This is a genomic window from Paraburkholderia sp. JPY419 (assembly GCF_050435705.1).
GTDB classification, from domain to species: Bacteria; Pseudomonadota; Gammaproteobacteria; order Burkholderiales; family Burkholderiaceae; genus Paraburkholderia; species Paraburkholderia youngii.
Genome location: NZ_JBNDKV010000004.1, coordinates 1,574,043 through 1,593,883, shown reverse-complemented (window position 1 = coordinate 1,593,883; position 19,841 = coordinate 1,574,043). Strand labels below are relative to the sequence as shown.

General features: G+C 62.4%; 18 protein-coding genes. 7 read left to right on the top strand and 11 right to left on the bottom strand.

The window, feature by feature from the left end:
• Positions 1-2 precede the first annotated feature (2 nt).
• Positions 3-1,571 carry an IS66 family transposase gene (gene tnpC / locus QFZ91_RS35855; RefSeq protein ID WP_429568745.1) on the top strand — a complete coding sequence of 523 codons (1,569 nt, stop codon included), beginning with the start codon at positions 3-5 and terminating at the stop codon, positions 1,569-1,571.
• Between the two features lie 317 nt (positions 1,572-1,888).
• Here the strand turns inward: tnpC and QFZ91_RS35850 are convergent, their stop codons facing one another.
• On the bottom strand, positions 1,889-3,652 hold the full coding sequence (locus QFZ91_RS35850; protein ID WP_429570152.1) for a Rieske 2Fe-2S domain-containing protein: 1,764 nt from the start codon (positions 3,650-3,652) through the stop codon (positions 1,889-1,891).
• Positions 3,653-3,909: 257 nt separating this feature from the next.
• On the opposite strand from QFZ91_RS35850, the gene QFZ91_RS35845 reads away from it, so the two are divergent.
• Both QFZ91_RS35845 and QFZ91_RS35840 read left to right on the top strand, forming a co-directional pair.
• On the top strand, positions 3,910-4,839 hold the full coding sequence (locus QFZ91_RS35845; protein WP_429570151.1) for a Ku protein: 930 nt from the start codon (positions 3,910-3,912) through the stop codon (positions 4,837-4,839).
• Positions 4,836-5,678 (top strand): tetratricopeptide repeat protein, encoded by an 843-nt coding sequence (locus tag QFZ91_RS35840; RefSeq protein ID WP_176379767.1) that lies wholly within the window; start codon positions 4,836-4,838, stop codon positions 5,676-5,678. Before QFZ91_RS35845 ends, QFZ91_RS35840 begins: the two co-directional genes overlap by 4 nt.
• Before the next feature lie 28 nt (positions 5,679-5,706).
• Here QFZ91_RS35840 and QFZ91_RS35835 read toward each other — a convergent pair whose 3' ends face one another.
• From QFZ91_RS35835 to QFZ91_RS35825, 3 genes are all read right to left on the bottom strand, one after another.
• Positions 5,707-6,852 (bottom strand): alpha-hydroxy acid oxidase, encoded by a 1,146-nt coding sequence (locus QFZ91_RS35835; protein ID WP_429570150.1) that lies wholly within the window; start codon positions 6,850-6,852, stop codon positions 5,707-5,709.
• Positions 6,853-6,904: 52 nt separating this feature from the next.
• Entirely contained in the window at positions 6,905-7,357 is a 453-nt protein-coding gene (locus tag QFZ91_RS35830) for a universal stress protein (RefSeq protein WP_176379765.1), read from the bottom strand.
• 180 nt (positions 7,358-7,537) lie between these two features.
• Positions 7,538-7,723 (bottom strand): hypothetical protein, encoded by a 186-nt coding sequence (locus tag QFZ91_RS35825; RefSeq protein ID WP_429570149.1) that lies wholly within the window; start codon positions 7,721-7,723, stop codon positions 7,538-7,540.
• 312 nt (positions 7,724-8,035) lie between these two features.
• Between QFZ91_RS35825 and QFZ91_RS35820 the strand changes: the two genes are divergently transcribed.
• Genes QFZ91_RS35820 through QFZ91_RS35810 form a run of 3 tightly spaced genes read left to right on the top strand, consistent with a single transcriptional unit; the run spans position 8,036 to position 10,880 of the window.
• Positions 8,036-8,809, top strand: coding sequence for an ATP-binding cassette domain-containing protein (locus QFZ91_RS35820; RefSeq protein ID WP_368367220.1), 774 nt, complete (start codon positions 8,036-8,038; stop codon positions 8,807-8,809).
• Entirely contained in the window at positions 8,806-9,846 is a 1,041-nt protein-coding gene (locus QFZ91_RS35815; protein WP_368367219.1) for an ABC transporter permease, read from the top strand. Before QFZ91_RS35820 ends, QFZ91_RS35815 begins: the two co-directional genes overlap by 4 nt.
• 29 nt (positions 9,847-9,875) lie before the next feature.
• Positions 9,876-10,880, top strand: coding sequence for a substrate-binding domain-containing protein (locus QFZ91_RS35810; RefSeq protein ID WP_429570148.1), 1,005 nt, complete (start codon positions 9,876-9,878; stop codon positions 10,878-10,880).
• Between the two features lie 97 nt (positions 10,881-10,977).
• Here the strand turns inward: QFZ91_RS35810 and QFZ91_RS35805 are convergent, their stop codons facing one another.
• From QFZ91_RS35805 to QFZ91_RS35790, 4 genes are all read right to left on the bottom strand, one after another.
• On the bottom strand, positions 10,978-11,826 hold the full coding sequence (locus tag QFZ91_RS35805) for a cation:proton antiporter (protein WP_429570147.1): 849 nt from the start codon (positions 11,824-11,826) through the stop codon (positions 10,978-10,980).
• Between the two features lie 2 nt (positions 11,827-11,828).
• Entirely contained in the window at positions 11,829-12,269 is a 441-nt protein-coding gene (locus QFZ91_RS35800) for a cation:proton antiporter (RefSeq protein WP_429570146.1), read from the bottom strand.
• A 142-nt stretch (positions 12,270-12,411) separates the two neighbouring features.
• Positions 12,412-13,419 carry an aldo/keto reductase gene (locus tag QFZ91_RS35795; RefSeq protein WP_429570145.1) on the bottom strand — a complete coding sequence of 336 codons (1,008 nt, stop codon included), beginning with the start codon at positions 13,417-13,419 and terminating at the stop codon, positions 12,412-12,414.
• A gap of 371 nt (positions 13,420-13,790) precedes the next feature.
• Positions 13,791-14,801, bottom strand: coding sequence for a dienelactone hydrolase family protein (locus QFZ91_RS35790; RefSeq protein WP_429570144.1), 1,011 nt, complete (start codon positions 14,799-14,801; stop codon positions 13,791-13,793).
• A 404-nt stretch (positions 14,802-15,205) separates the two neighbouring features.
• On the opposite strand from QFZ91_RS35790, the gene QFZ91_RS35785 reads away from it, so the two are divergent.
• Positions 15,206-15,679 (top strand): carboxypeptidase regulatory-like domain-containing protein, encoded by a 474-nt coding sequence (locus tag QFZ91_RS35785; RefSeq protein ID WP_176120497.1) that lies wholly within the window; start codon positions 15,206-15,208, stop codon positions 15,677-15,679.
• 63 nt (positions 15,680-15,742) lie between these two features.
• On the opposite strand, the gene QFZ91_RS35780 is transcribed toward QFZ91_RS35785, so the two are convergent.
• The 3 genes from QFZ91_RS35780 to QFZ91_RS35770 are packed head-to-tail and all read right to left on the bottom strand — an operon-like array spanning position 15,743 to position 19,823.
• Positions 15,743-18,043 carry a molybdopterin cofactor-binding domain-containing protein gene (locus QFZ91_RS35780; RefSeq protein WP_429570143.1) on the bottom strand — a complete coding sequence of 767 codons (2,301 nt, stop codon included), beginning with the start codon at positions 18,041-18,043 and terminating at the stop codon, positions 15,743-15,745.
• A complete protein-coding gene (locus tag QFZ91_RS35775) occupies positions 18,040-18,522 on the bottom strand; it encodes a (2Fe-2S)-binding protein (RefSeq protein WP_176379759.1) in 483 nt (160 codons plus the stop codon). Before QFZ91_RS35775 ends, QFZ91_RS35780 begins: the two co-directional genes overlap by 4 nt.
• The gene (locus tag QFZ91_RS35770; RefSeq protein WP_429570142.1) at positions 18,519-19,823 is read right to left on the bottom strand and encodes a c-type cytochrome; all 1,305 of its coding nucleotides are present in this window, start codon (positions 19,821-19,823) and stop codon (positions 18,519-18,521) included. The genes QFZ91_RS35775 and QFZ91_RS35770 overlap by 4 nt, the downstream gene beginning before the upstream one ends.
• Positions 19,824-19,841 lie beyond the last annotated feature (18 nt).

Genomic DNA, 19,841 nt, shown 5'->3' with positions numbered 1-19,841 from the left:
GCATGTCGAGCGGCGCCGATCTTCCTGACGATGTCGAACTCCTGAAGGCCTTGCTGGTCGAGGCTCGTAGTCTGCTTGCCGAACGCGATGTCGAGATTGAGCAGCTCAAGGCCCAGATCGACAAGCTCAGGCGCATGCAGTTCGGTCGCAAGTCCGAGCAGCTGCAGCGGCAAATCGAGACGCTCGAGACTCAACTCGAGGATCTGGCCGCCGGGCGCGGCGTTGCGGATGTGCAGCGTGCGCAGGCTCGCGGTGCAAATGCGTCCGCCTCGATTGCGAGGACGGACGAAGCATCTTCGAGGCAAGCGCTTCCCGCGCATCTGCCGCGCGAGGATCATGTACTCGGGCCCGAATCGAGTTGCCCGGACTGCGGTCAACCAATGCAGGTGCTCGGCGAGGACGTGTCCGAACAACTCGCCCGGGTCGCAGCTGCGTTCAAGGTCATTCGCACGATCCGGCGCAAACTGGTTTGCCCCTCCTGCAGTACTATCACCCAGCCACCGATGCCCGGCCTGCCGATCGAGCGCAGCATCGCCCATCCGAGCTTGCTGGCAGACATCCTCGTCTCGAAGTATGCAGACCACCAGCCGTTGTACCGGCAATCGGCGATCGCGGCGCGCGACGGCGTGACGCTTGACCGGGCCAGCATGGGCCGATGGGTCGGCCAGTGCGAGGCACTGTGCGCACCGCTAACAGAGGCGCTGCGCCGCTATACCGTGTCCGCCACCAAGCTGCACGCGGATGACACGCCGATCCCGGTGCTCTCACCGGGCAACAGGAAGACCCGCACCGGCCGGCTATGGGTCTACGTGCGCGACGATCATCGCTCCGGCTCGGCGCAACCTGCTTCAGTCTGGTTCGCGTACTCGCCGAACCGGCAAGGCATCCATCCTCAAACCCATCTCGCCAGCTTCAAAGGGATTCTGCAAGCGGACGCTTACGCGGGCTTCGACGAATTGTTCCGCGATGGCTTGATACGCGAGGCGGCATGCCATGCCCACGCGAGGAGAAAGTTCTACGACATCCATGTGCGCACGCCATCTGACACAACACAAAAGGCACTCGAATATATTGGCGGGCTCTATGACATTGAGGCCTCCATTCGCGGCAAGCCCGCCGCCGAACGGCTGCGAATACGGCAGGAGAATGCCAGACCTCTGCTTCAGATCTACGAAGCGTGGCTCAGGGCAAAGCTCGAAACGCTGTCGTCGAAGTCCGATACGGCCAAGGCGATCAACTATACGCTGAACCAGTGGAGCGCACTGACGTTGTATTGCGAAGACGGTACGCTCGAGATCGACAACAACATCGCGGAGAACGCGCTGCGTTGTGTAAGCCTGGGTCGGAAAAATTTTTTATTCGCCGGCTCAGACAGCGGCGGCGAACGCGCAGCCGCGATGTACGCATTGATTGGCACTTGCACACTGAATGACATCGATCCGCGTGCCTACCTCGACTATGTGCTAACCCATATCGCCGGTCACAAAATCAATCGCATCGACGAGCTCCTGCCTTGGCGTGTGGCCGACAAGCTGCACACGCCAGCCAGTTCGCCAAAGCCCTCTACCTGACCGGCAGCTCCAGTTCACCATCATGCTTTACGCGCACCGCGAATGGACGAACGGCCCAGCTGAGCCGCTTACACATTATTTGAATTACGTATTGTTGGTCTACTGAGATAAAGCTGAAAGCTCGGCCCGGAGGGTACCGGTAACTAAATGTAACGTAAAGTAAAAGGAAGTAATTAAGGATCTGGGAAAGGTGCATAAGAACAAATTGCTTGATGTTTTCTGCGCGGCGCTGCGCCGCTTTTATGCGCGCTGAATGAACTCGTGGGGCCTCCCCCTGAAAACTTGTCCAGACGGACACCATTAGCGAGATTGGCAGGTCAATGCAGTTCGCTTCCCAGCATCAGCCGCCGGGCGATGTCGGCCGTCTGCAGCATTCCACGTTCAGTCGGTGAATGCGCCGCGAGATAGCGGACGACTGCAATGAGAATGTGCCGTCCTTCGGCAGTATTGCCCCATGCAGCAAACTGCCGAACGCCTGCCTCCAGCATCTGATAGGCATGAAAGCCGGCGTCTTCACGCAACACGGCAAGCGCAAGTGTGGCGATGAGCGCCTGCGGCGGATGACCGAGCGTAAGATGGCGCGCCACCAGCTTCGCTGCAAGATCGACCTGACGCTGCCGGTCGAAAGTGTCGAGCAAGGCCGTTCGGATCGTCCCCTCATCGGCAGGAAGGTCGTCGAGCGGATCATCGTCCTCGCCCGGGATGCGGGCGGGCGGAACGTTCAGATATCTCGCCAGGTAGAGCGCCATGGCTCCGTGCAGTACGCCGCGAACGCCGATGACTCGAGTGTCGAAGCTTGCGTCCCCGACACGCCTGAGAATCTGATGGAGCGCGTTGGCATGGGTAAACACATGATGCGCGGTCTCCCAGTCGGAGTACTCGTTGGCATTGCCGAAGCGGGCCACGCGCAACGCCGCTCCGTAAGCGAGGGCTTGTCCCAGGTCGGCAGACGCAGCGCCTGCGCGGATCGCCTCCTTCAGCGAGTCCATGATTCTCGCTGGATCGTCTGAGAGCAGTTCCCAGGCAAGCGCCGCGTGATCCGACCAGCCTTGCCCGCTGCGCCCGGCAGCGAAGAGGTTCGAGATCTGGCTGGCCGCTTCGTCGCACATCGCGACGAGATCGAGGGGCTGGCGCCACGCGGTCGATTCCTCGGCACCCCGGGCGCTCACCATTTGGGCGATGACAGTGGGCAGCACAGCTGACGCGTGCTCCCAGCCGATCAGATCGAGGCATTCAAACGCCTTGTTGATGAAGTCGAGCAAATGCCCGGAGTCCGCGAAGGCCCGCTCCGTCCCGGCGGACAGCAACGCATCCGCGAGCACGGCGGGTGCGAGACCGGAGGCAATCGAAGTCAACAGCGTGCGCTCGGCCGCCTCGCGGTGGCGCACGTTTGTCCACAGGCGCAGCCAACGATCGAGCGTGGCGGGCTCCGGCCGGCTCGCAAGCGGCGTACGTTCGCGCCGCGGCGCCTCGCCGTTGCAGTCCGCCGCTACACGGCGCGCGCCGTGGAAGAGGGCGAGATAGGTTTCGTCTGCGGGCAGCACGGACAACAGGTTGCCGAGTGCTGTGAGTACCGTGAGACCAACGCCCCAGCCGTCACGGTTTTGCGCTCCGAACAGCGCGACCTGCCGCACGATATCGACCTTTGGCACATCGGCGGCGAGCTGGCCATGCACGGCTTTGGCGATGACAAGTCCAAGATCATGTGTGAGGCCATCCGCAAGCCGTTGACGCCAGTGCGCGGCGGCATCGGGATGATCAGACCTGGTTGCGACCCAGACGTCGCCATTGCGTATTTGGACCGCGTAGCTGGGGACATCATCAGCCCAAAGGTCGAACGTGCAGCCGCTTTCGAGATCGAAGCGGGCATGGTGCCAGTGACAGGTCAGGATGCCGTCTTCGACAGTGCCTCGCTCGAGCGGGAATCCCATGTGCGGGCATCGATTATCAAGGGCAAAGACACGCTCGCGGTCGCAGATCACGACGATCGGACCATGTCCACCCTGGACAATGCACCGCCCTTTCGCTCGCAGCTCTTCGAGGCTTCCAGCGAGCACGAATTCTTCGTCCCGGGGATCCATGTGCGAGCCTCCCGCGTTAGTCCTACAGGCGTTTCAGATGCGACCGCTTCCCCCAGACATAAGCATACTCTCCGGACAAAATGCCAAAGGCGCGGGTAGCGGGCCCAGATCTATACCGATAGGCACAACCTATGCTTTGCGATCTCACCGGGCGTTAGCGCGTTAAAACGCCGTAGAATTCCCCAAGCACTGTTCACCTTCGTGCGATCCAACCGAGTTTTGTGCGACCAGCGGTCGCCGGTCATCGGGAGACAGTCATGGCTGCGCGTTCAATTGCGTCTCTGACGCTTTCCTTCGGTCTGGTATCCATTCCGGTCAAGCTCTACTCGGCGACCGACAGTGCTTCAGGTGTGGGATTCCATCTCCTGACGCCTGACGGCGGGCGGGTCAAACAGCAGTACATCTCCGAGGCGACAGGCGAGGTCGTGGCGCGAGCCGACATGAAGAAAGGCTATGAGTTTGAGAAAGGCCAGTTCGTCGTTTTCACGCCAGACGAACTGAAAGCGCTCGAGGAAGGCGCGACGCATGTCGTTGAGATCGTTTCCTTCGTGCCGGAGAAGTCAGTCGACCCTCTGTATTACGACAAGGCTTATTTCATCGCGCCAGACAAGCGCGGCGGCAAACCGTACAGTCTGCTTCAGCAGGCGATGCGCGAAAGCGAACGGTGCGCGCTCGCAAAATGGTCATACAAAGGGAAGACGCGCATCGTCCAGATTCGCTCAGCCGAAGATGGCATGGTGTTTCAGCAACTGTTGTTCGCGGACGAGGTCCGCTCGCTGAGCGAATTGCACATCGAGCATGTTGCAGTGACGGGCACCGAGCTGCAGCTCGCGCTGCAAATAATCGACCAGGTTTCGGAAGATTCGTATGACCCAACGGCATACGAAGATGAGGAGAAGAAGCGGATTCTGGCAGCGATCGACCAGAAAATCGCCGGCAAGCAGATCGTGTCTCCGGCCGAACCGGGCATGGAGTCGGGCGCCGAAGTGATTGACCTGATGGAAGCCCTTCGTGCGAGCCTTGGCCGCAACAAGACCAAACAGGCCGCGCCCGCAAAAGCCGCGCCCGTAAAAAAGGCGCCCGCAGCCGCTTCCGATGAGCTCGCATCCAAACCGAGGCGACCGGCGAAGAGGGCGCCCGCCAAGGTTGAAGAAGCGGCTCCGGCCAAGGTCCGGGCGCGCAAGTGAAAAGGCGCAATGCCTCGCACGACTACTCGTTGCGCAGTCTCCAGTCGCTGCTGGGTGTCTCACGACGAGTGCTGTCCGGCCTGATAGACGCTGGATTCGTGCAGCCGTCGCGCGGTCGTCGTAACGAGCTCCGGTTCACGTTCCGCGACGTCGTGTTGTTGCGCACAGCTTTCCAGCTTCAGTCGGCCAAAATCGCGTCACGAAAGATTCTGCGAGCGCTTGCGCGGCTCAAAGCGGAATTGCCTGAAGAGCTTCCACTGACCGGCATCCGCATTACGGCTGTGGGTGACTCGGTGGTCGTCAAGACAGGTGAATCACAATGGGATGCGACCTCGGGCCAGCTTCTGCTCGATCTGGAAGTGGCGCCTGTCAAGGGCGAAGTCGCGTTCCTCGACGCTGCGCCCCGGAACATCGTTGGCCGGGAAAAGCAAACCGAGGAGTGGTTTGCTCTTGCGGAGGAACTTACCGATAGCGACGTCATCGGTGCTGAGCAGGCCTATAAAAAGGTGCTCGAGTTATCGCCGACTCCGCACTACGACGCCTATAACAACCTGGGCGTCCTGCTTTGCGAGGTCGGAATGAAGTACGACGAGGCATTGTCCGTCTTCGACCGGGCGCTGGAGCATTTTCCGCAGGACGCTCTGTTGCACTTCAATCGCGCGGTCGCTCTGGAAGAACTGGAGCGCTACGACGCAGCGGTGCAAGCCTATGAACGATGCATCGAGCTCAACCCCACTCATGCCGACGCTCACTTCAATATTGCACGCCTGAGCGAGATCCGAGGCGACAAGCAGGGACTTCTGAGGCACCTGAGTGCGTATCGCCGTCTCAGCAGGTGACGCGCACTCAACTGCTTTGCGGGGCAGGCTATCGAAAGCGAAGACTTTCGCGAGAGAGCTCGCTCACCGAGCTACATCCCATCAACTTCATGCCCCGCTCTAACTCTGTTTTCATCAAGGCCAGCGCCCGCTCAACGCCAGCCTGCCCAGCCGCTGCCAGCGGGAACAAATAGTAACGTCCGACGCCAACGGCTTTAGCCCCTAGAGCCAGAGCCTTCAGAACATGGGTTCCGCGTTGCACTCCTCCATCCATGATGACGTCCAGCTTGTCGCCCACCGCATCTACAACCTCCGCAAGCTGATCGAACGCGGCTCTCGATCCATCCAGCTGCCTGCCACCATGATTGGACAGCACGATGCCGGTACAGCCAATTGCGGCCGCACGCTTCGCGTCCTCGACAGACATCACGCCCTTGAGGCAAAACTGGCCATCCCAGTCCCGGACCATCTCGGCGACGTCGTCCCAATTCATCGAAGGGTCCAACATTTCCGTGAAGTAGCGGCCAATCGACATCGCACCGCCGCCAAAGTCGACGTGGGTCTCCAGTTGCGGCATGGAAAAGCGCTCATGCGTGACGTAGTTCAAAACCCACTGGGGCTTCAGCGCGAATTGAAGCATACCGCCCAAGGTGAGTCTGAAAGGGATGGTGAAGCCTGTTCGCAAGTCGCGCTCGCGGTTTCCACCAGTGATACTGTCGACCGTCAGCATCATCACATCGATGCCAGTCTCTTTGGCGCGTTGCATCATTGCACGGTTTAAACCGCGGTCCTTATGGAAGTAGAACTGGTACACCTGCGGTGTCGGGAACGCTTTGCGTAACTCTTCCATGCTGACCGTGCCGAGCGAAGAAACGCCGAACATCGTTCCGTACTTCGACGCCGCGGCGGCCACTGCGCGTTCGCCTTCATGGTGAAAAAGGCGTTGCAGTGCGGTCGGGGAACAATACACAGGCATCGCCAGCCGCTGGCCGAGCACGTGCACCGAGAGATCCACGTCACCAACTCCCCGCAACACATTGGGTACCAGGTCACATTGCTGGAAGCTCGCGGTGTTCCGGCGATAGGTCACTTCGTCGTCGGCGGCGCCATCGATGTAGTTAAAGATCGGGCCCGGCAGTCTGAGCCGTGCCAGTTCACGGAAGTCGTGAAAGTTATGGCAATCGCTTATTTGCATATTGCGAGGCAGCCGCCGATCTGGCCTGCTGGAAGCCAAATTTCACGGACGGTCAATTCTCATGCCGCGTTTTTTTCATGGTCGCCGGATCGCGCACGATGGTGACCGCGCATGGCGCGTAGGCGAGCACCTGGCGGGCGACCGAGCCGATCAGCCAGCGATCGAACGGCGTATGTCCCCGATGCCCCACCACGAGATGATCGATAGCATGCCGCTCCGCGTACAGCACGATCTCTTTCGCCGGCGGCCCGACCACGAGATCGAACTCCACGGCCCCGTTCGAAGCGGCGAGCTTCGCCTTCACGTCGTCGAGGATCTCGTTGGCATGGCGTACTTCCAGCTCGATCAGATTTTTTCGCTCGACTTCGATCGCGCCCCAGTCCGGCGTGCGCGCGACGACGAGCACATGCAAGCGCGCGTCGAAACGCTTGGCCAGATCGACCGCGAAAGTCACGGCATATTGCGCGGATGCCGACCCGTCATAACCTACCAGCACGTTCTGCATGATCTGCTCCTGTGCGGTTCCCACCGGGTCGCGACTTCGTCTGACGAAATCCATCGGGCCGTTTGAGGGAACCGCGAGCTTCCCCGACTTCGCGGCGTCGGCGTGAAAGCATGTGCGATCCACTCGCGAACCCGCGGCGTGGATCGTCACGCGGACGGCGTCGGCACCTGTCGTGTTGAATCAGTTGTCGTCGCTTCTGGACGGGAGATGCTCGTGAGGCTCGGGCTCTGCCGCGTCCGCGTTAGGAAGGTCGTCTAGGGTCGGTTTTTGCGAACCCTTCGGATCGGGATGGCCAGTCGTGCCGGCGGAAGATTGCGCGGGATCGCGAGAGGTGCCGGTCGGCTCAGCGGATGGATTGGAGGTCATGATGTGCTCCTGCGCTGATGAATGCAGCTTCTATCATCATAGTCCCCTGGCCAGTTCGGGTGATAGACGCCGTGACGCCCGCGCTGTCACGCCGCCGGCACTTTCTAGCCACGGTCGGGCGATTCTTGAACTAGACTTTAAATCTTGCTGAATTGCATAGACAGTTTCAATGTAAGTTGATGCGGCGATCGATAAGCAAAAGGAAGGTTTTATGGCTATCGTCGTACACAACATCACTGTGGGTCCTTCGAGCTGGGGCGTAGCGTGACGGCGAGCGATGCCGCGCCCGCTACGAGCGCCTGGCGACATATCGTGCGCGCGCAGGGCATCAGCCTGTCCTACGGCAAAATACGCGCGCTTTCTGGCATCGACCTCGCCATTGGGCGCAACGAGATCGTCGGCCTGATCGGCGACAACGGCGCGGGCAAATCGACGCTCATCAAGGTGCTGACCGGTGTCGTGCGGCCGAGCACGGGCAAGCTGTTCATCCGCGACGAGGAGGTCGACTGGAGCCGCTTTTCCGTGCGCGAGGCGCACCGATTGCGCTTCGAGACGGTCTATCAGGAAAAATCGCTGGGCGAGAAGCAGCCGCTGTGGCGTAATTTTTTTGTCGGCCGGCAAATCACCAACCGGTTCGGTTTCATCAATGTTGCCGAACAACGGCGCATCGCCAACGAAATCTTGAAGCACCAGCTCGGTTTCCGCGGCGTGGGGATCGACGCGGATTCGTTGATTGCGAAACTCTCCGGTGGCGAGCGCCAGGGCATCGCGATCGGACGGGCAATGTATTTCGAAAGCGATCTGATCATTCTCGATGAACCAACGGTGGCGCTAGCCATCAGCGAGGTGCGCAAGGTTCTCGACTTTGTGCGTTCGATCAAGGAATCCGGCCGCGCTTGCATCTACATCGAACATAACCTCGCCCATGTGCACGAGCTCGCCGATCGACTGGTCGTGCTCGATCGTGGCCGGATCGTCGCGGAATTCAAGTCCGGTGAGATGAGCCTCGAGGAACTCACCCGGTTCCTGATTTCGCTACAGCAGAGCGGGCACGGGCCGGCGCCTGTTGCGGGGACACGGACGTGAGCGATCCGATAAAAGAAAAACGGCCGGCGCGGTTAGTGTTTTTTCGCCTGCCAGCTTTTGCTCGCGTAGAGGGATTGCCGAGCGTGGTCGTGTTTGCGTTGGTGGTCGGCCTGTTCATGGCGACCGCACCGCGGGTCTTTTTAGGTTGGCCAATCTACTTCTCCTTCCTGACGACCGTGCCGCCGCTGGTGGTGTTGGCGATCGGGCTGACTCTGGTGATTGCGGCCGGCGAGATCGATCTGTCGTTCCCGTCGGTAATGGCATTCGCGGGCTTTCTGTTCGCCTGGTGCGTGAACACCACCGGATCAGCGTGGCTTGCCGTCATTGCGGCGTTGGCTGGCGGCGCGCTGGTCGGCGTGGTGAACGGGGTGCTGGTCGCGGTGGTCGGTGTGCCGTCGATCATCGTGACGATTGGCACGCAGTTCCTCTGGGCCGGTGTTGCTTCGATCCTTTCCGGCGGGCTTTCCAATGCGCTACAGCAACTCGCCAGTGGTTCGGCTTATGCAGTATTCGCGGGCACGCTGTTCGACGTGGTCCCGATGCAAGCGCTCTGGGCGCTCGGGCTCGCAGTATTCATGTGGTTCATCCTCAATCGCCACCGTTTCGGCGAGCACGTGCTGTTCATCGGAGACAACCGCAACGTGGCGAAGGTCGTGGGCATCAACGTGCCGCGTGAAACGGTGAAACTGTTCACGCTGATGGGTGTGCTGGCCGGATTCGCAACGGTTCTGCTCACGCTCGAGAATCTGAACTACTTCTCGACCCAGGGGCAAGGCTACCTGCTGCCGGCGCTGGCCGGTGTGTTCATCGGCGGAACCTCGGTGTTCGGTGGCACGGCGACGATCGTGGGTACGTTCTTCGGCACCTTCGTGATTGGCATGCTGGAGGCGGGAATCGTCGCGACAGGTATCGCCGGCTTCTGGGTACAGGCGATCGAAGGAGTGGTGTTCATCGTCGCCGTGATCCTGCATCTGTTGGTCGAGAATCCCGCCAGGCTGCGTGTATTGCGCGAAAAACTCAGGTTTGGCGGGAGATAACGCCGTTAAATCAGGAGATAGGAGCAGAAATGATCAAGATCATGACGGGATTCCTACTAGGGGCGAGCGTTGTTGCGTTCGGCCTCGCGCCAACCGCCGGTGCCACCGAGCCGACCACGACGGGGCCGCTCGGCGCCGGTATGACGATGTATATGCAGATGGGCGGTAACCCCGGCGACGGCGCGACGCTGCCACGTCAGACCGGCGCTGCGGACGCGGGACACGCCCTCGGCATCAAGGTGATCGAGCAGTTTTCGGCCTGGAGTCCAGAGACGATGCTTGCGCAGTTTCGCCAGGCGATGGCGGCGCATCCGACGTGTATCGGCATCATGGGCCATCCTGGCGATCCAGCCTTCGCACCTCTGATCAAACAGGCGGTAGACCAGGGCATCATCGTTACCGTCGGCAATACGCCGCTGCCCGAAAACCAGAAGCTCTACGACGCGAAGGGGTTCGGCTACGCCGGCGTCGAACTCTACATCGGCGGGCAGATCACTGCTCAGGCGATGCTCAACGCCGGCCTAAAGAAGGGCGACGAGGCGCTCGAATATGGCGTCTTCAACGAGAGCGTGCGCAGCCAGTCTGACCGTGGCCTTTCCGAGACGCTGGAAAAGGCCGGTGTGAAGGTGACGAGGCTCAATATCTCACCGCAGGTGGATGCCGATTCATCGCTCGCCGTGCCGATCCTGGTCGCCTTTATCCAGGCGCACCCTGATCTGAAGGCGATCGGCACGCAGCACGGCGGCGTGACCGGGTTCATTCCGCAGGCGCTCCAGCAGGCTGGCAAGAAGCCGGGGCAAATCATCGTGGGCGGCATCGATCTGGCGCCCGCCACGATTTCCGGGTTGCAGAACAAGTACATCACTGCGACGCTCGACCAGCAGCTTTATCTGCAGGGTTTCCTGCCGGTCACGCAATGCGTGCTCTCGGCTGCCTATCATTTCGCGGGACTGACCATCAACACCGGCGCAGGTGTGCAGACGCCCGCGACGATCGACTCGCTGATTCCGCTGATCAAGCGCGGGATCCGCTAGAAACTCGTGCCCTCCAGACGCGGACCGGTTACCTGCGCACCGTGTCCGCGAGCATCAAGAAGGTCTCCTTAAAGGGCGTTCTCCGCTCGTCAGGACGCTATGACGGCGCGTTGCCGCCAGCGGACAGTTCAGCCCAGTCCAGCTCTTGTACGAGTGTTCGGTACGCGTGATCCCCGATGACGTCTCTATTACGAAGGTCGATAGCCTTCGCGCGCGCGGCTGCAATGGCACGCCGCCTCAGTGGGCCGCCGGGGACTTCGCTCAGCGGTTGCGCACGATCGCGGATCGCGTTCAGGTCGACGACCGCCTGATACTCCTTCTTGAGCAATTTCGCGTGAATGGAGTCGTCATCCTTGATCGAGTCAAGTAGCGCTTGATAGATCAGCGTCCGGCCACTGCGCACTTCCGCTGAAACCAGATCGTCATCGGGAAGGTCGAGCAGGCCGATGACTGCTTTCATGGTCAGCCCCTGCATCACCAGCGTTCCGAAAACTACGGCGAAAGCGCAAAGGATGAGATCGCGGTACGGAAAGGGCGATCCGTTGGGCAATGTGTGCGGAACGGAGAATGCGGCCGCGAGTGTGACGATGCCTCGCATACCCGCCCAGGAGATCGCCAGGCCACTGCTCCACGAGCCCTTGGCGCGCTTTGCTGGCTCGATCTTCCTGTTCCGATAGATCACGAGCGCACTGTAGCTCATCACCCACAGGAATCGCGTCGCGATGGCCACGGCTAGCACGACCGCGGCGATAACGATGGCGTCGATCCGTGCTGATCCGCTGCCGAGGCGCTCCCAGATCGGCCGCAATTGCATACCGATCAGCACGAAGGCGAGCGGATTCAGCACGAATACGACAGTTTCCCAGACAGCAAGGATCGGCACGCGCATTCGCGCCGGAATGCGTGGCCCGCCTCCGCGCGCCATTGCCATCGCAAACACCACCATCGTCAGGATGCCGGACAGGCCGATCTTCTGGCCAGTATCCAGACTCCGAAGGTCATCGCGAACTGCAGGATCAGTGAGGTGGGTACATGGTCTGGCGCGCTTGTGAGTGGCCGCATAGGGAACGCCAGACCGATCCCTACCGCGATGCTGCCGAACACCGTGAGCGGAAACACGGGCAGGTAGTCGTGAAAACCCAGCGGCCCCACAAGCACCGCCATCAGCGCCAGACGGTAGACAAAGAGCGCACTGGCGTCGTTGAGCAGGCTCTCGCCTTCGAGGATGCTCATCAAGCGGTGCGGCAGTCCGAGCTGACGCATCACGGCTGTTGCCGCCGCTGCATCGGGCGGCGCCACGATAGCGCCCAGGACTACTGCGTCAGCCCATGGCATGTCGGGTACCAGCCAGCGGCAGGCCACGGCCACGCCAATCACCGTGGTGCCCACGGCGGCGATCACGAGCCCCGCAACGTGCCGGCAGGATGCGGCCGATTGCGGACGCCTGGCGCAGTCGCCGTGGCGTTCGACCGTGTCGGGGTGAACGTCGAACGCCGTTGCGCCGGCTAATCCTGACGAGCCGCCACGTTACCTAACCGGCGCCTTTCTCGCTGTCCAATTGCGACATCTGCGCGGACGCATAACGCTCGCCTGCGACGGCGCCCTTTGGCACGGCACGCTCGATCGCGGCGAGATCGTCTGCGCTCAGTTCGAGGTCGACCGAGCCGAGCGCCTCCGCGAGCCGGTCGCGCTTGCGAGCCCCAACGAGCGGCACGATATCCGCGCCTTGTGCGGCTACCCATGCGATCGCGAGCTGGGCGACCGTCACGCTCCGCTGTTCGGCCGTAACCCGCAAGGCCTCGACCAGTGCAAGGTTATGCGCCACGTTGGCCCCCTGAAATCGTGGACTTACGGCGCGGAAGTCGTTCGTTTTCGCGCCCGCTTGCCAGTGGCCGCTGATCAATCCACGGGACAAAACGCCATACGCCGTGACGCCGATGCCAAGTGATCGGCAAGTCGGCAGGATTGCTTCCTCGATCCCGCGCGAGACGAGCGAATATTCAATCTGCAGATCGCTGATTGGATGCACGCTCGCCGCGCGCCGGATGGATGCGGCGCCAAGTTCAGAAAGACCGATTTGGCGTACATAGCCCTCCTTTACGAGATCGGCGATTGCGCCAATCGTTTCTTCGATCGGTACCTGCGGATCGAGCCGCGCGGGCCGATAGATATCGATGTGATCGACGCCTAGCCGTTGCAGCGAATACGCGACGAAGTTGCGCACGGCCGCCGGCCGACTGTCGTAACCATGCCAGCCGCCGGCAGGATCGCGCAACGCGCCGAACTTCACGCTGATGATTGCCGCGTCACGCCGCGACGGCGGCAGGCCTGCAAGCGCCTCGCGGATCAGCAGTTCGTTGTGGCCCATGCCGTAGAAGTCGCCGGTATCGAGCAGCGTGACGCCTGCTTCGAGCGCCGAGTGCAGCGTGGCGATGCTTTCGGTGCGATCCGCAGGACCGTAGAAATCCGACATGCCCATGCAGCCCAGCCCAAGTGCCGAAACCGTGGGGCCATTGCGGCCCAGAGTACGCATCCTCATGCTGTTTCTCCGTGGTGTATTGGTTAATGAACGGCGTCCACACCATCAATGCAATACACGCACGATGCTACTCCTGAATGTTATGGTTAAAAATTGCCAACCCCAGAAGATCTGGTTAATTGTCCGGAAGGCGAAAAGACATCCGACAGGTAAAGCGAGCTCTCCGCACACCTGGACGGACGAATTGAAATAGCGGCCCAAAAATGGGAGCCGGGAAAGCAGCGAGTGTTATGGCTATTACAGCGCCGATGTGCGCTTCATACTTGAAACGCGCATAAGGACGCATTGAAAGTGAAACTGGCTCTTGTCAGGAGACGGCCGTTCGTTGAAGCTCAGGACAGCCCGAGTTCGCGAACGAACCGGCTTCCGGGTCACGGAGCGGGCGCGACAAGTTTGAACGTGCCCGTCACGAACTCGCGGACGATCTTCCTGGCATTGATCGCGGCCTTTTCGTCGTACGCGAGGGTTGCTCCATACTCGACGCAGGGATCGCTGTAAGTAAAAAGCTGGCCAGTCGCTGCGTCCATGATTTGGCCGTTCTGTGCTTCGCTCAGTTGACAGCTTTTTATGGTCTGCGCCTTGGCGAGAACGATTGGCTTCGCGGCGGCTTTCCAGTCGAACATATGCTGGGCGCCCGAGTACTCGACGAACTTGATGTCTTTTCCCTTGGCGCGCAGTCTTTCGACGTATGCGCGGCATGACGCGACTGGAGCAAACTCATCTGCACTGCCATGAAAAACGAGCACGGGCTTGTCGTCGAAATCGTCATCGGCTCTAAAGGTCGTGTTGCAGTTCGGATAGAACGCGATGTACCCGGCGAAGCCGTTGCCGGAAGTGGAGCCGTGCAATTGTTGAAACCGTTTGAGGTCGGCATATAACGCTGGTTGTCCGCCGCGTGATTCGCCCATCAGTATCACCCGCTCCGGATCGACTCCTGGATGCTGCTGGAGCAGGTCGAGTGCGCGATACGCGTCCTCGAGCTGAACGAGTCGGCCCAGTTGCCCCTGGTCGTTGAGCGTGCTGACGATACCGCGCCCCGCGAAACTGTCGACAACGAACGTGGCGACGCCCATCGCAAGGAATTCCTGCTGCCAGTCGGTGATACCGCTGTTGATGCCGCCCGATGGATGAAGCATGACGATCGCAGGAAGACGACCCGAACCCGCCTTGGGTAGGCTCAGCACCCCGGCAACGGTGACCGGCTTGCCCGCTTCGTGTCCGCCGAGGAACTGTTCGTCGGTGAGTGTGACCGACTGCAGCGGTAGAACCTCTGTCCGCACTACCTGCGCAGCGATTGAAGCGGGAAAGGCCGCAGCCACACTGATCGATGCGACCAGGCATAGGTGCCGCAGTCCAGCACCGGATTGCGCGAGTAATGACATGGCGACATCCTCCTGACCGCAACGGCGCGTCTGCCCAATAGCGTCTCTTTGAACATAGACGATTGAATGGGCTTCTCAAGATCGAGGCGGCGCCTAGCTCCGGCGTTCTGAAGAATGTCTTATAAGTTCTGGTCCGGGACTGGCTCAAACATTGCTGACCGATGCCGTGGATCAGTCGCGCGGTGTGCATGGCAGTGACCCATTGGCGTATCTGCACTCTGCTACGGGCCCTATGTCGTATTATTCGTGATAAGTCCGCTGCTGACCGTGGTCGTGAGGTGCCCTCGCTCGTGGCCGGCCCCCGGCGCGCGATGCGTTTCCAACCTGGTGCAAGCGTTCTTCCACCCGACGAACCGGGCACGCACTCTAACCGGCAGTCGGCAATACTGTAAGGAGCAGTCACGATGAAAATGCAACGAAACGCTCCCCGGATCGCGTCGACCCTGCTCGCCGCGGCGTTCACACTGGTTCAGGCAGGCGTCGCGGTCGCGCAGACGGCTGCTCCGCAGAGCGCCAGCGAGATCCACAGGACCGGCATGCCACCGACGCAGCAGCAGGGCGACATATCGTTCGTGACCGGCGGAGTTGGTCGCGACGAGTCGACCGCGCTGCGGCAGGCACGCAGGCAGTGGCCGCTGTCTCTGCAGTTCACGGGACCCGGTGCGAGCTATGTGGCCGACGTCCAGGTGCAGATCGCCAAAGGCGGCGCTTCCGTGTTCGAGGCCACGTCGAAGGGGCCGTACATGCTCGTGCGGCTGCCTCAAGGGCGTTATACGATCAGCGCCACTTACAGCGGCGTGACCAGAAAGCAGACGGTGAACGTCCGCGGCAATGGCAGCGCGCGCGCGACGTTCTCGTTTCCGTCCGGCGGCCACTGAGCGCAGTCCCGGCGCCGCGCCGAAGATCGCGCGGCGCGTTCGTTTGTTAACGCGAAAGCCCCGTCACGCCTCGAGCATCTTCTTGCCGTTCGCCCCGAGCAACGGCAAGTCGCGGATCCGCACACCCGTCGCGTCGTCGATCGCGTTCGCGAGCGCCGCGGCGGCCGGGCCTTGCGCCGCTTCTCCGACACCCAGGAATGGCAAGCCAGGCCGGTCGATCAACAGCACGTCCACGCGTTTGGGTACGGACGAGAAGCGCATGATCGGATAAGTGCTCCAGTCATAGCTCGTGATGCGTTGCGGATCGAATTGCGTTTCTTCATAGAGCGTCCAGCTCGCGGTTTGCAAAATGCCGCCTTCGATCTGATTGCGCACACCGTCCGGATTCACGATCTGTCCGCAATCGACGGCTGCGACGACGCGCTCGATGCTGAGCTCGCCGGTATCGCGCATCACCGTCACGTCCATCGCGACGGCAAAGTAGGCCATCAGGTTCTTGTATTGGGCAAACGCAAAGCCGGTACCGTGTGAACGCGGGCTAGCGTCGCCCGTTAGCGTGCTGTGAGCATGCCAGCCGAATTGATCGGCTACGGCGCGAATCACGCCATGTGCGCGCGGATCATCGAGATGTTTGAGGCGAAACGCAACGGGATCGGCGTGCGCGGCTCTGGCTAGCTCGTCGATGAAGCTCTCGATCGCGAACACGTTCATGTGCGCGCCGAGCGAACGCATCGCGGAGACGCGGATCGGCATCGTGGGCACGAAATGATGCTGCACGTGCAGGCTGGGCACGCGGTAGAGCGGAATGCTGTTGCGGTCGCCTCCGCCTTCCGGCATCGGAATCGGCTTCGGCGGCGCGGGGGTGAACGGCTGCGCAAGGAGCTGCGCAGGCAGCAAGCGGCCCGCATTCTCGATCCGGTTGTTATGCGTATTGCTCCATAGCTCGTAACGCCAGTCGGCAATCATGCCTGCCGCATCGAGCGTTGCCTTTGCGTCGACTGTCATGGCCGGGCCGAACGGCTCCCACATGTGTTCCTGTTCGCGCATCAATTGCACCCGCACCGGTCGACCAGGCAACTCGCGTGCGATCAGGGCGGCGTCGGCCGCGACATCGTCCGCGCCGTTGTGTCCGTAGCAGCCCGAACCTTCCACATGCACGCAGTGCACGTTGCCGGGCGGCATCGCGAGCATTTCGGCGATGCCGGCATGCAGCGGATAGACGCCTTGCGTATGCGTCCAAACGGTCATCACATCGTTGTCGAGTCGCGCGACCGCGCACGATGGCCCAATCGAGCCATGCGTCAGATACGGCCTCGAATAGCGCGCCCGCAGCGTCGCCATCGGTGCGGCCGCGCCGGTCGCCGCGCCCCGATCGGCCACCGCGATTTCCTGTGCGGGCAGGCTCATCAGCAACGCGTGGACGTTCGCCGGATCGGGCAGCGGCGGCCCGGGCCGCCACTGCGCGGCGAGCGCCAGCTCACGCATCGCGAGGATCGCGCGCCATTCGTCGTCGGCGGCCACCGCGAGGTAGTTGCCGTTGCGCACGACCTTGACGACCCCGGGCAGCGCCTCGACACGCACGCGATCGACTGCAACGAGGCTCGCGCCATAAGACGGCGGCCGCACGACGCGGGCATGCAGCATGCCGGGCAGCCGCAGGTCCTGGACATAGCTCGCACCGCCCGTCACCTTGCCCGGGATATCGACACGCGGCAGCATATGGCCAATCAGCGCGTAGGCCGATGGCGGCTTTCTCGGCGCGTCGGGCTGGGCGTTCTGATGCAGGTCCGCGTGTTGCACGGCTTCGCCATAGCTCACGCGTCTTCCGTCGGCGGCAATGACGGCGCCGTCGCGTGTCGTCAGGGTCGCTGCGTCGAGGCCCAACTGCGAGGCCGCGCTCGCGACCAGCAGCGCGCGCACCTGAGCCGCGGCGTTGAGGATCGCGGTGCCGCTGTCGGCCATCGTGTGACTGCCGGCGGTGTAGCCTTCGTTTGGCGTTCTGGTGGTGTCGGCGGTGATCAGCTCGATCGCATCAGGCGCGAGATCCAGCTCTTCCGCGGCGACCTGCAGCAGCGCGGTGCGAATGCCCGTGCCAAGCTCCGCTTTGCCCGTGAATACGGTCACGCGGCCGTCGGGGGCGACCTTGATCCACGCATCGAGCAACGGCGTGGTCTTGAGACTGCCCGGCAGCTTCGGGGCGCTCGCGTTGAAGGTGCCCGCTTCGGTGGTGGTTTGCGCGAGCGCGGCCATGACTGGCACGATCGCGAAGCTCACCATCAGCGAGCCGCCAACGAGGAAGCGGCGCCGCGCGGGGTCATCCGGACCGCTGCCGTGGGCGGCGGACAATGGGCGGCCGTCGCTCACGATTGCGCTCCCCCGCCCGTACGCGGCGAACCGCTCGCGACTTGCCGGATCGCCGCGAGAATGCGCATGTGCGTGCCGCAGCGGCACAGGTTCGGCTGCATGTAGCGGCGGATCTGTTCATCGCTTGGGTGCGGGACTCGGTCCAGCAGCGTTTGCGCTCGCATGATCATGCCGGCGATGCAATAGCCGCATTGCGCGGCCTGTTCGTCGATGAAGGCTTGCTGAAGTGGTCCGGGATGTTGCGCGCTGCCGAGTCCTTCGACGGTTCGCACTGGCCGCTCGCCCACGGCCACGACCGGCATGAGGCACGAGAACACCGGTTCGCCGCCGACGCTGACCGTGCATGCGCCGCATTGACCGAGACCGCAGCCGAACTTCGCGCCGTCGAGCTGCAATTGGTTGCGCAGCACATAGAGCAGCGGCGTGGACGGGTCGACATCGACCGTCTGACTGACGCCGTTGACGTTGAGTGTGATCATCGTGGCAGGCCGTCCCTGCGAAATTGCGCGACCGCACGGGCGTCGAGCGTGGGCCACGCGTCGCGTGCGGTGAAGCGTTCGCGCGTGTAGTTGGCGAGCTCCGCTATCTGCGCATCCGTGAAGGTGTTGGCAAATGATGGCATGAAGGGCTCGCTATCGCTTTCGTGCCAGTCGATGCCATCGAGGATGAAACGGACCATGTTGCGAGGGCTGTCGGCGTTGACGGCCGTGGAAAGGGACAGCGACGGTCGAGCGCCCCCGTTCGACATCGGCGCGCCTTCGGCATGGCACGATGCGCAGGCCGCGGCGAACAGATTCGCGCCGCCGCCGGGCGCGGGGGACACGGGCGCGGAGGTAGCGGAGGGCGAGGCGACCGGATGCTCCGGCGCGCCTCGGCCCCCGGATGGCAACGCCAGCAGATACGCGGCCATCGCCTCGACGTCGGAGGCGGATGCGTCGGCGAGCGTGCGCGTGACGGGGCGCATCGGACCCGCCGCCGCGCCGTGGGCGCTGGCGAGGCCCGTGCGCAGATAGCCGACGAGCTGAGCCTGCGTCCAGGGCGTGGGGCGTGAAGCGAGGTCCGTCAGCGCGGGCGCGTCCCATCCGTCGATCGTGCCGCCTTGCAGCGCGTGGTCGCGGCGCTCGGCGCCGAGGTGGTCGAGCGGCGTGTGGCACGCACCGCAATGACCGAGGCTTTCGACCAGATAACGCCCGCGTGCGAGCTCCGGCGCTCCGGTCGGCGACGGTGCGGCTGCGCTGCCGGTATGCAGGTAAAGAAGGTTCCACACGGCGATGAGGGGCCTGAAGCCGAGCGGGAAGATCAGCTCGTTGTGCGGCGCAGGCGCGTTGACCGGAGCGCGGCTCATCAGCCATGCATACAGCGAGCCGATATCGGCATCGCTCAGGTGCGTGAAGTGGGGATACGGGAACGCGGGGTAGAGCAGATGACCGTCGCTGGACACGCCGCGCCGCATCGCACGTTCGAACGCGTCGAGCGTCCAGCCTCCGATGCCGGTTTCGTTGTCCGGGGTAATGTTGGTCGAGTAAATGATGCCAAAAGGTGTTTGCAGCCGCAGGCCGCCCGCGAGGGGCTGGCCGCCCGTCGCGGTGTGGCACGTGACGCAATTGCCAATGGCGGCGAGCTTCGCGCCGCGCGCCGCGGCCGCGGTATCGCTGTTGGCCGCGAGCGGCGCAGTGACGGCACCCGGCGCGGACTCCCGTGCATGCGCAGTGGGGCCGTGCGCGGCCATGAGGGCGACCAGAACCACGGCCACGCCCGCACTTGCCACCCGTCCTTTCATCTGGCCTCCATCGCCGAA

What these genes read in the sequence shown, in the direction of transcription:
- tnpC (WP_429568745.1), top strand. Translation starts at nt 3, where the DNA reads ATGTCGAGCGGCGCCGATCTTCCTGACGATGTCGAACTCCTGAAGGCC.
- QFZ91_RS35850 (WP_429570152.1), bottom strand. Translation starts at nt 3,652, where the DNA reads ATGGATCCCCGGGACGAAGAATTCGTGCTCGCTGGAAGCCTCGAAGAG.
- QFZ91_RS35845 (WP_429570151.1), top strand. Translation starts at nt 3,910, where the DNA reads ATGGCTGCGCGTTCAATTGCGTCTCTGACGCTTTCCTTCGGTCTGGTA.
- QFZ91_RS35835 (WP_429570150.1), bottom strand. Translation starts at nt 6,852, where the DNA reads ATGCAAATAAGCGATTGCCATAACTTTCACGACTTCCGTGAACTGGCA.
- QFZ91_RS35830 (WP_176379765.1), bottom strand. Translation starts at nt 7,357, where the DNA reads ATGCAGAACGTGCTGGTAGGTTATGACGGGTCGGCATCCGCGCAATAT.
- QFZ91_RS35825 (WP_429570149.1), bottom strand. Translation starts at nt 7,723, where the DNA reads ATGACCTCCAATCCATCCGCTGAGCCGACCGGCACCTCTCGCGATCCC.
- QFZ91_RS35810 (WP_429570148.1), top strand. Translation starts at nt 9,876, where the DNA reads ATGATCAAGATCATGACGGGATTCCTACTAGGGGCGAGCGTTGTTGCG.
- QFZ91_RS35805 (WP_429570147.1), bottom strand. Translation starts at nt 11,826, where the DNA reads ATGGTGGTGTTTGCGATGGCAATGGCGCGCGGAGGCGGGCCACGCATT.
- QFZ91_RS35795 (WP_429570145.1), bottom strand. Translation starts at nt 13,419, where the DNA reads ATGAGGATGCGTACTCTGGGCCGCAATGGCCCCACGGTTTCGGCACTT.
- QFZ91_RS35790 (WP_429570144.1), bottom strand. Translation starts at nt 14,801, where the DNA reads ATGTCATTACTCGCGCAATCCGGTGCTGGACTGCGGCACCTATGCCTG.
- QFZ91_RS35785 (WP_176120497.1), top strand. Translation starts at nt 15,206, where the DNA reads ATGAAAATGCAACGAAACGCTCCCCGGATCGCGTCGACCCTGCTCGCC.
- QFZ91_RS35775 (WP_176379759.1), bottom strand. Translation starts at nt 18,522, where the DNA reads ATGATCACACTCAACGTCAACGGCGTCAGTCAGACGGTCGATGTCGAC.
- QFZ91_RS35770 (WP_429570142.1), bottom strand. Translation starts at nt 19,823, where the DNA reads ATGAAAGGACGGGTGGCAAGTGCGGGCGTGGCCGTGGTTCTGGTCGCC.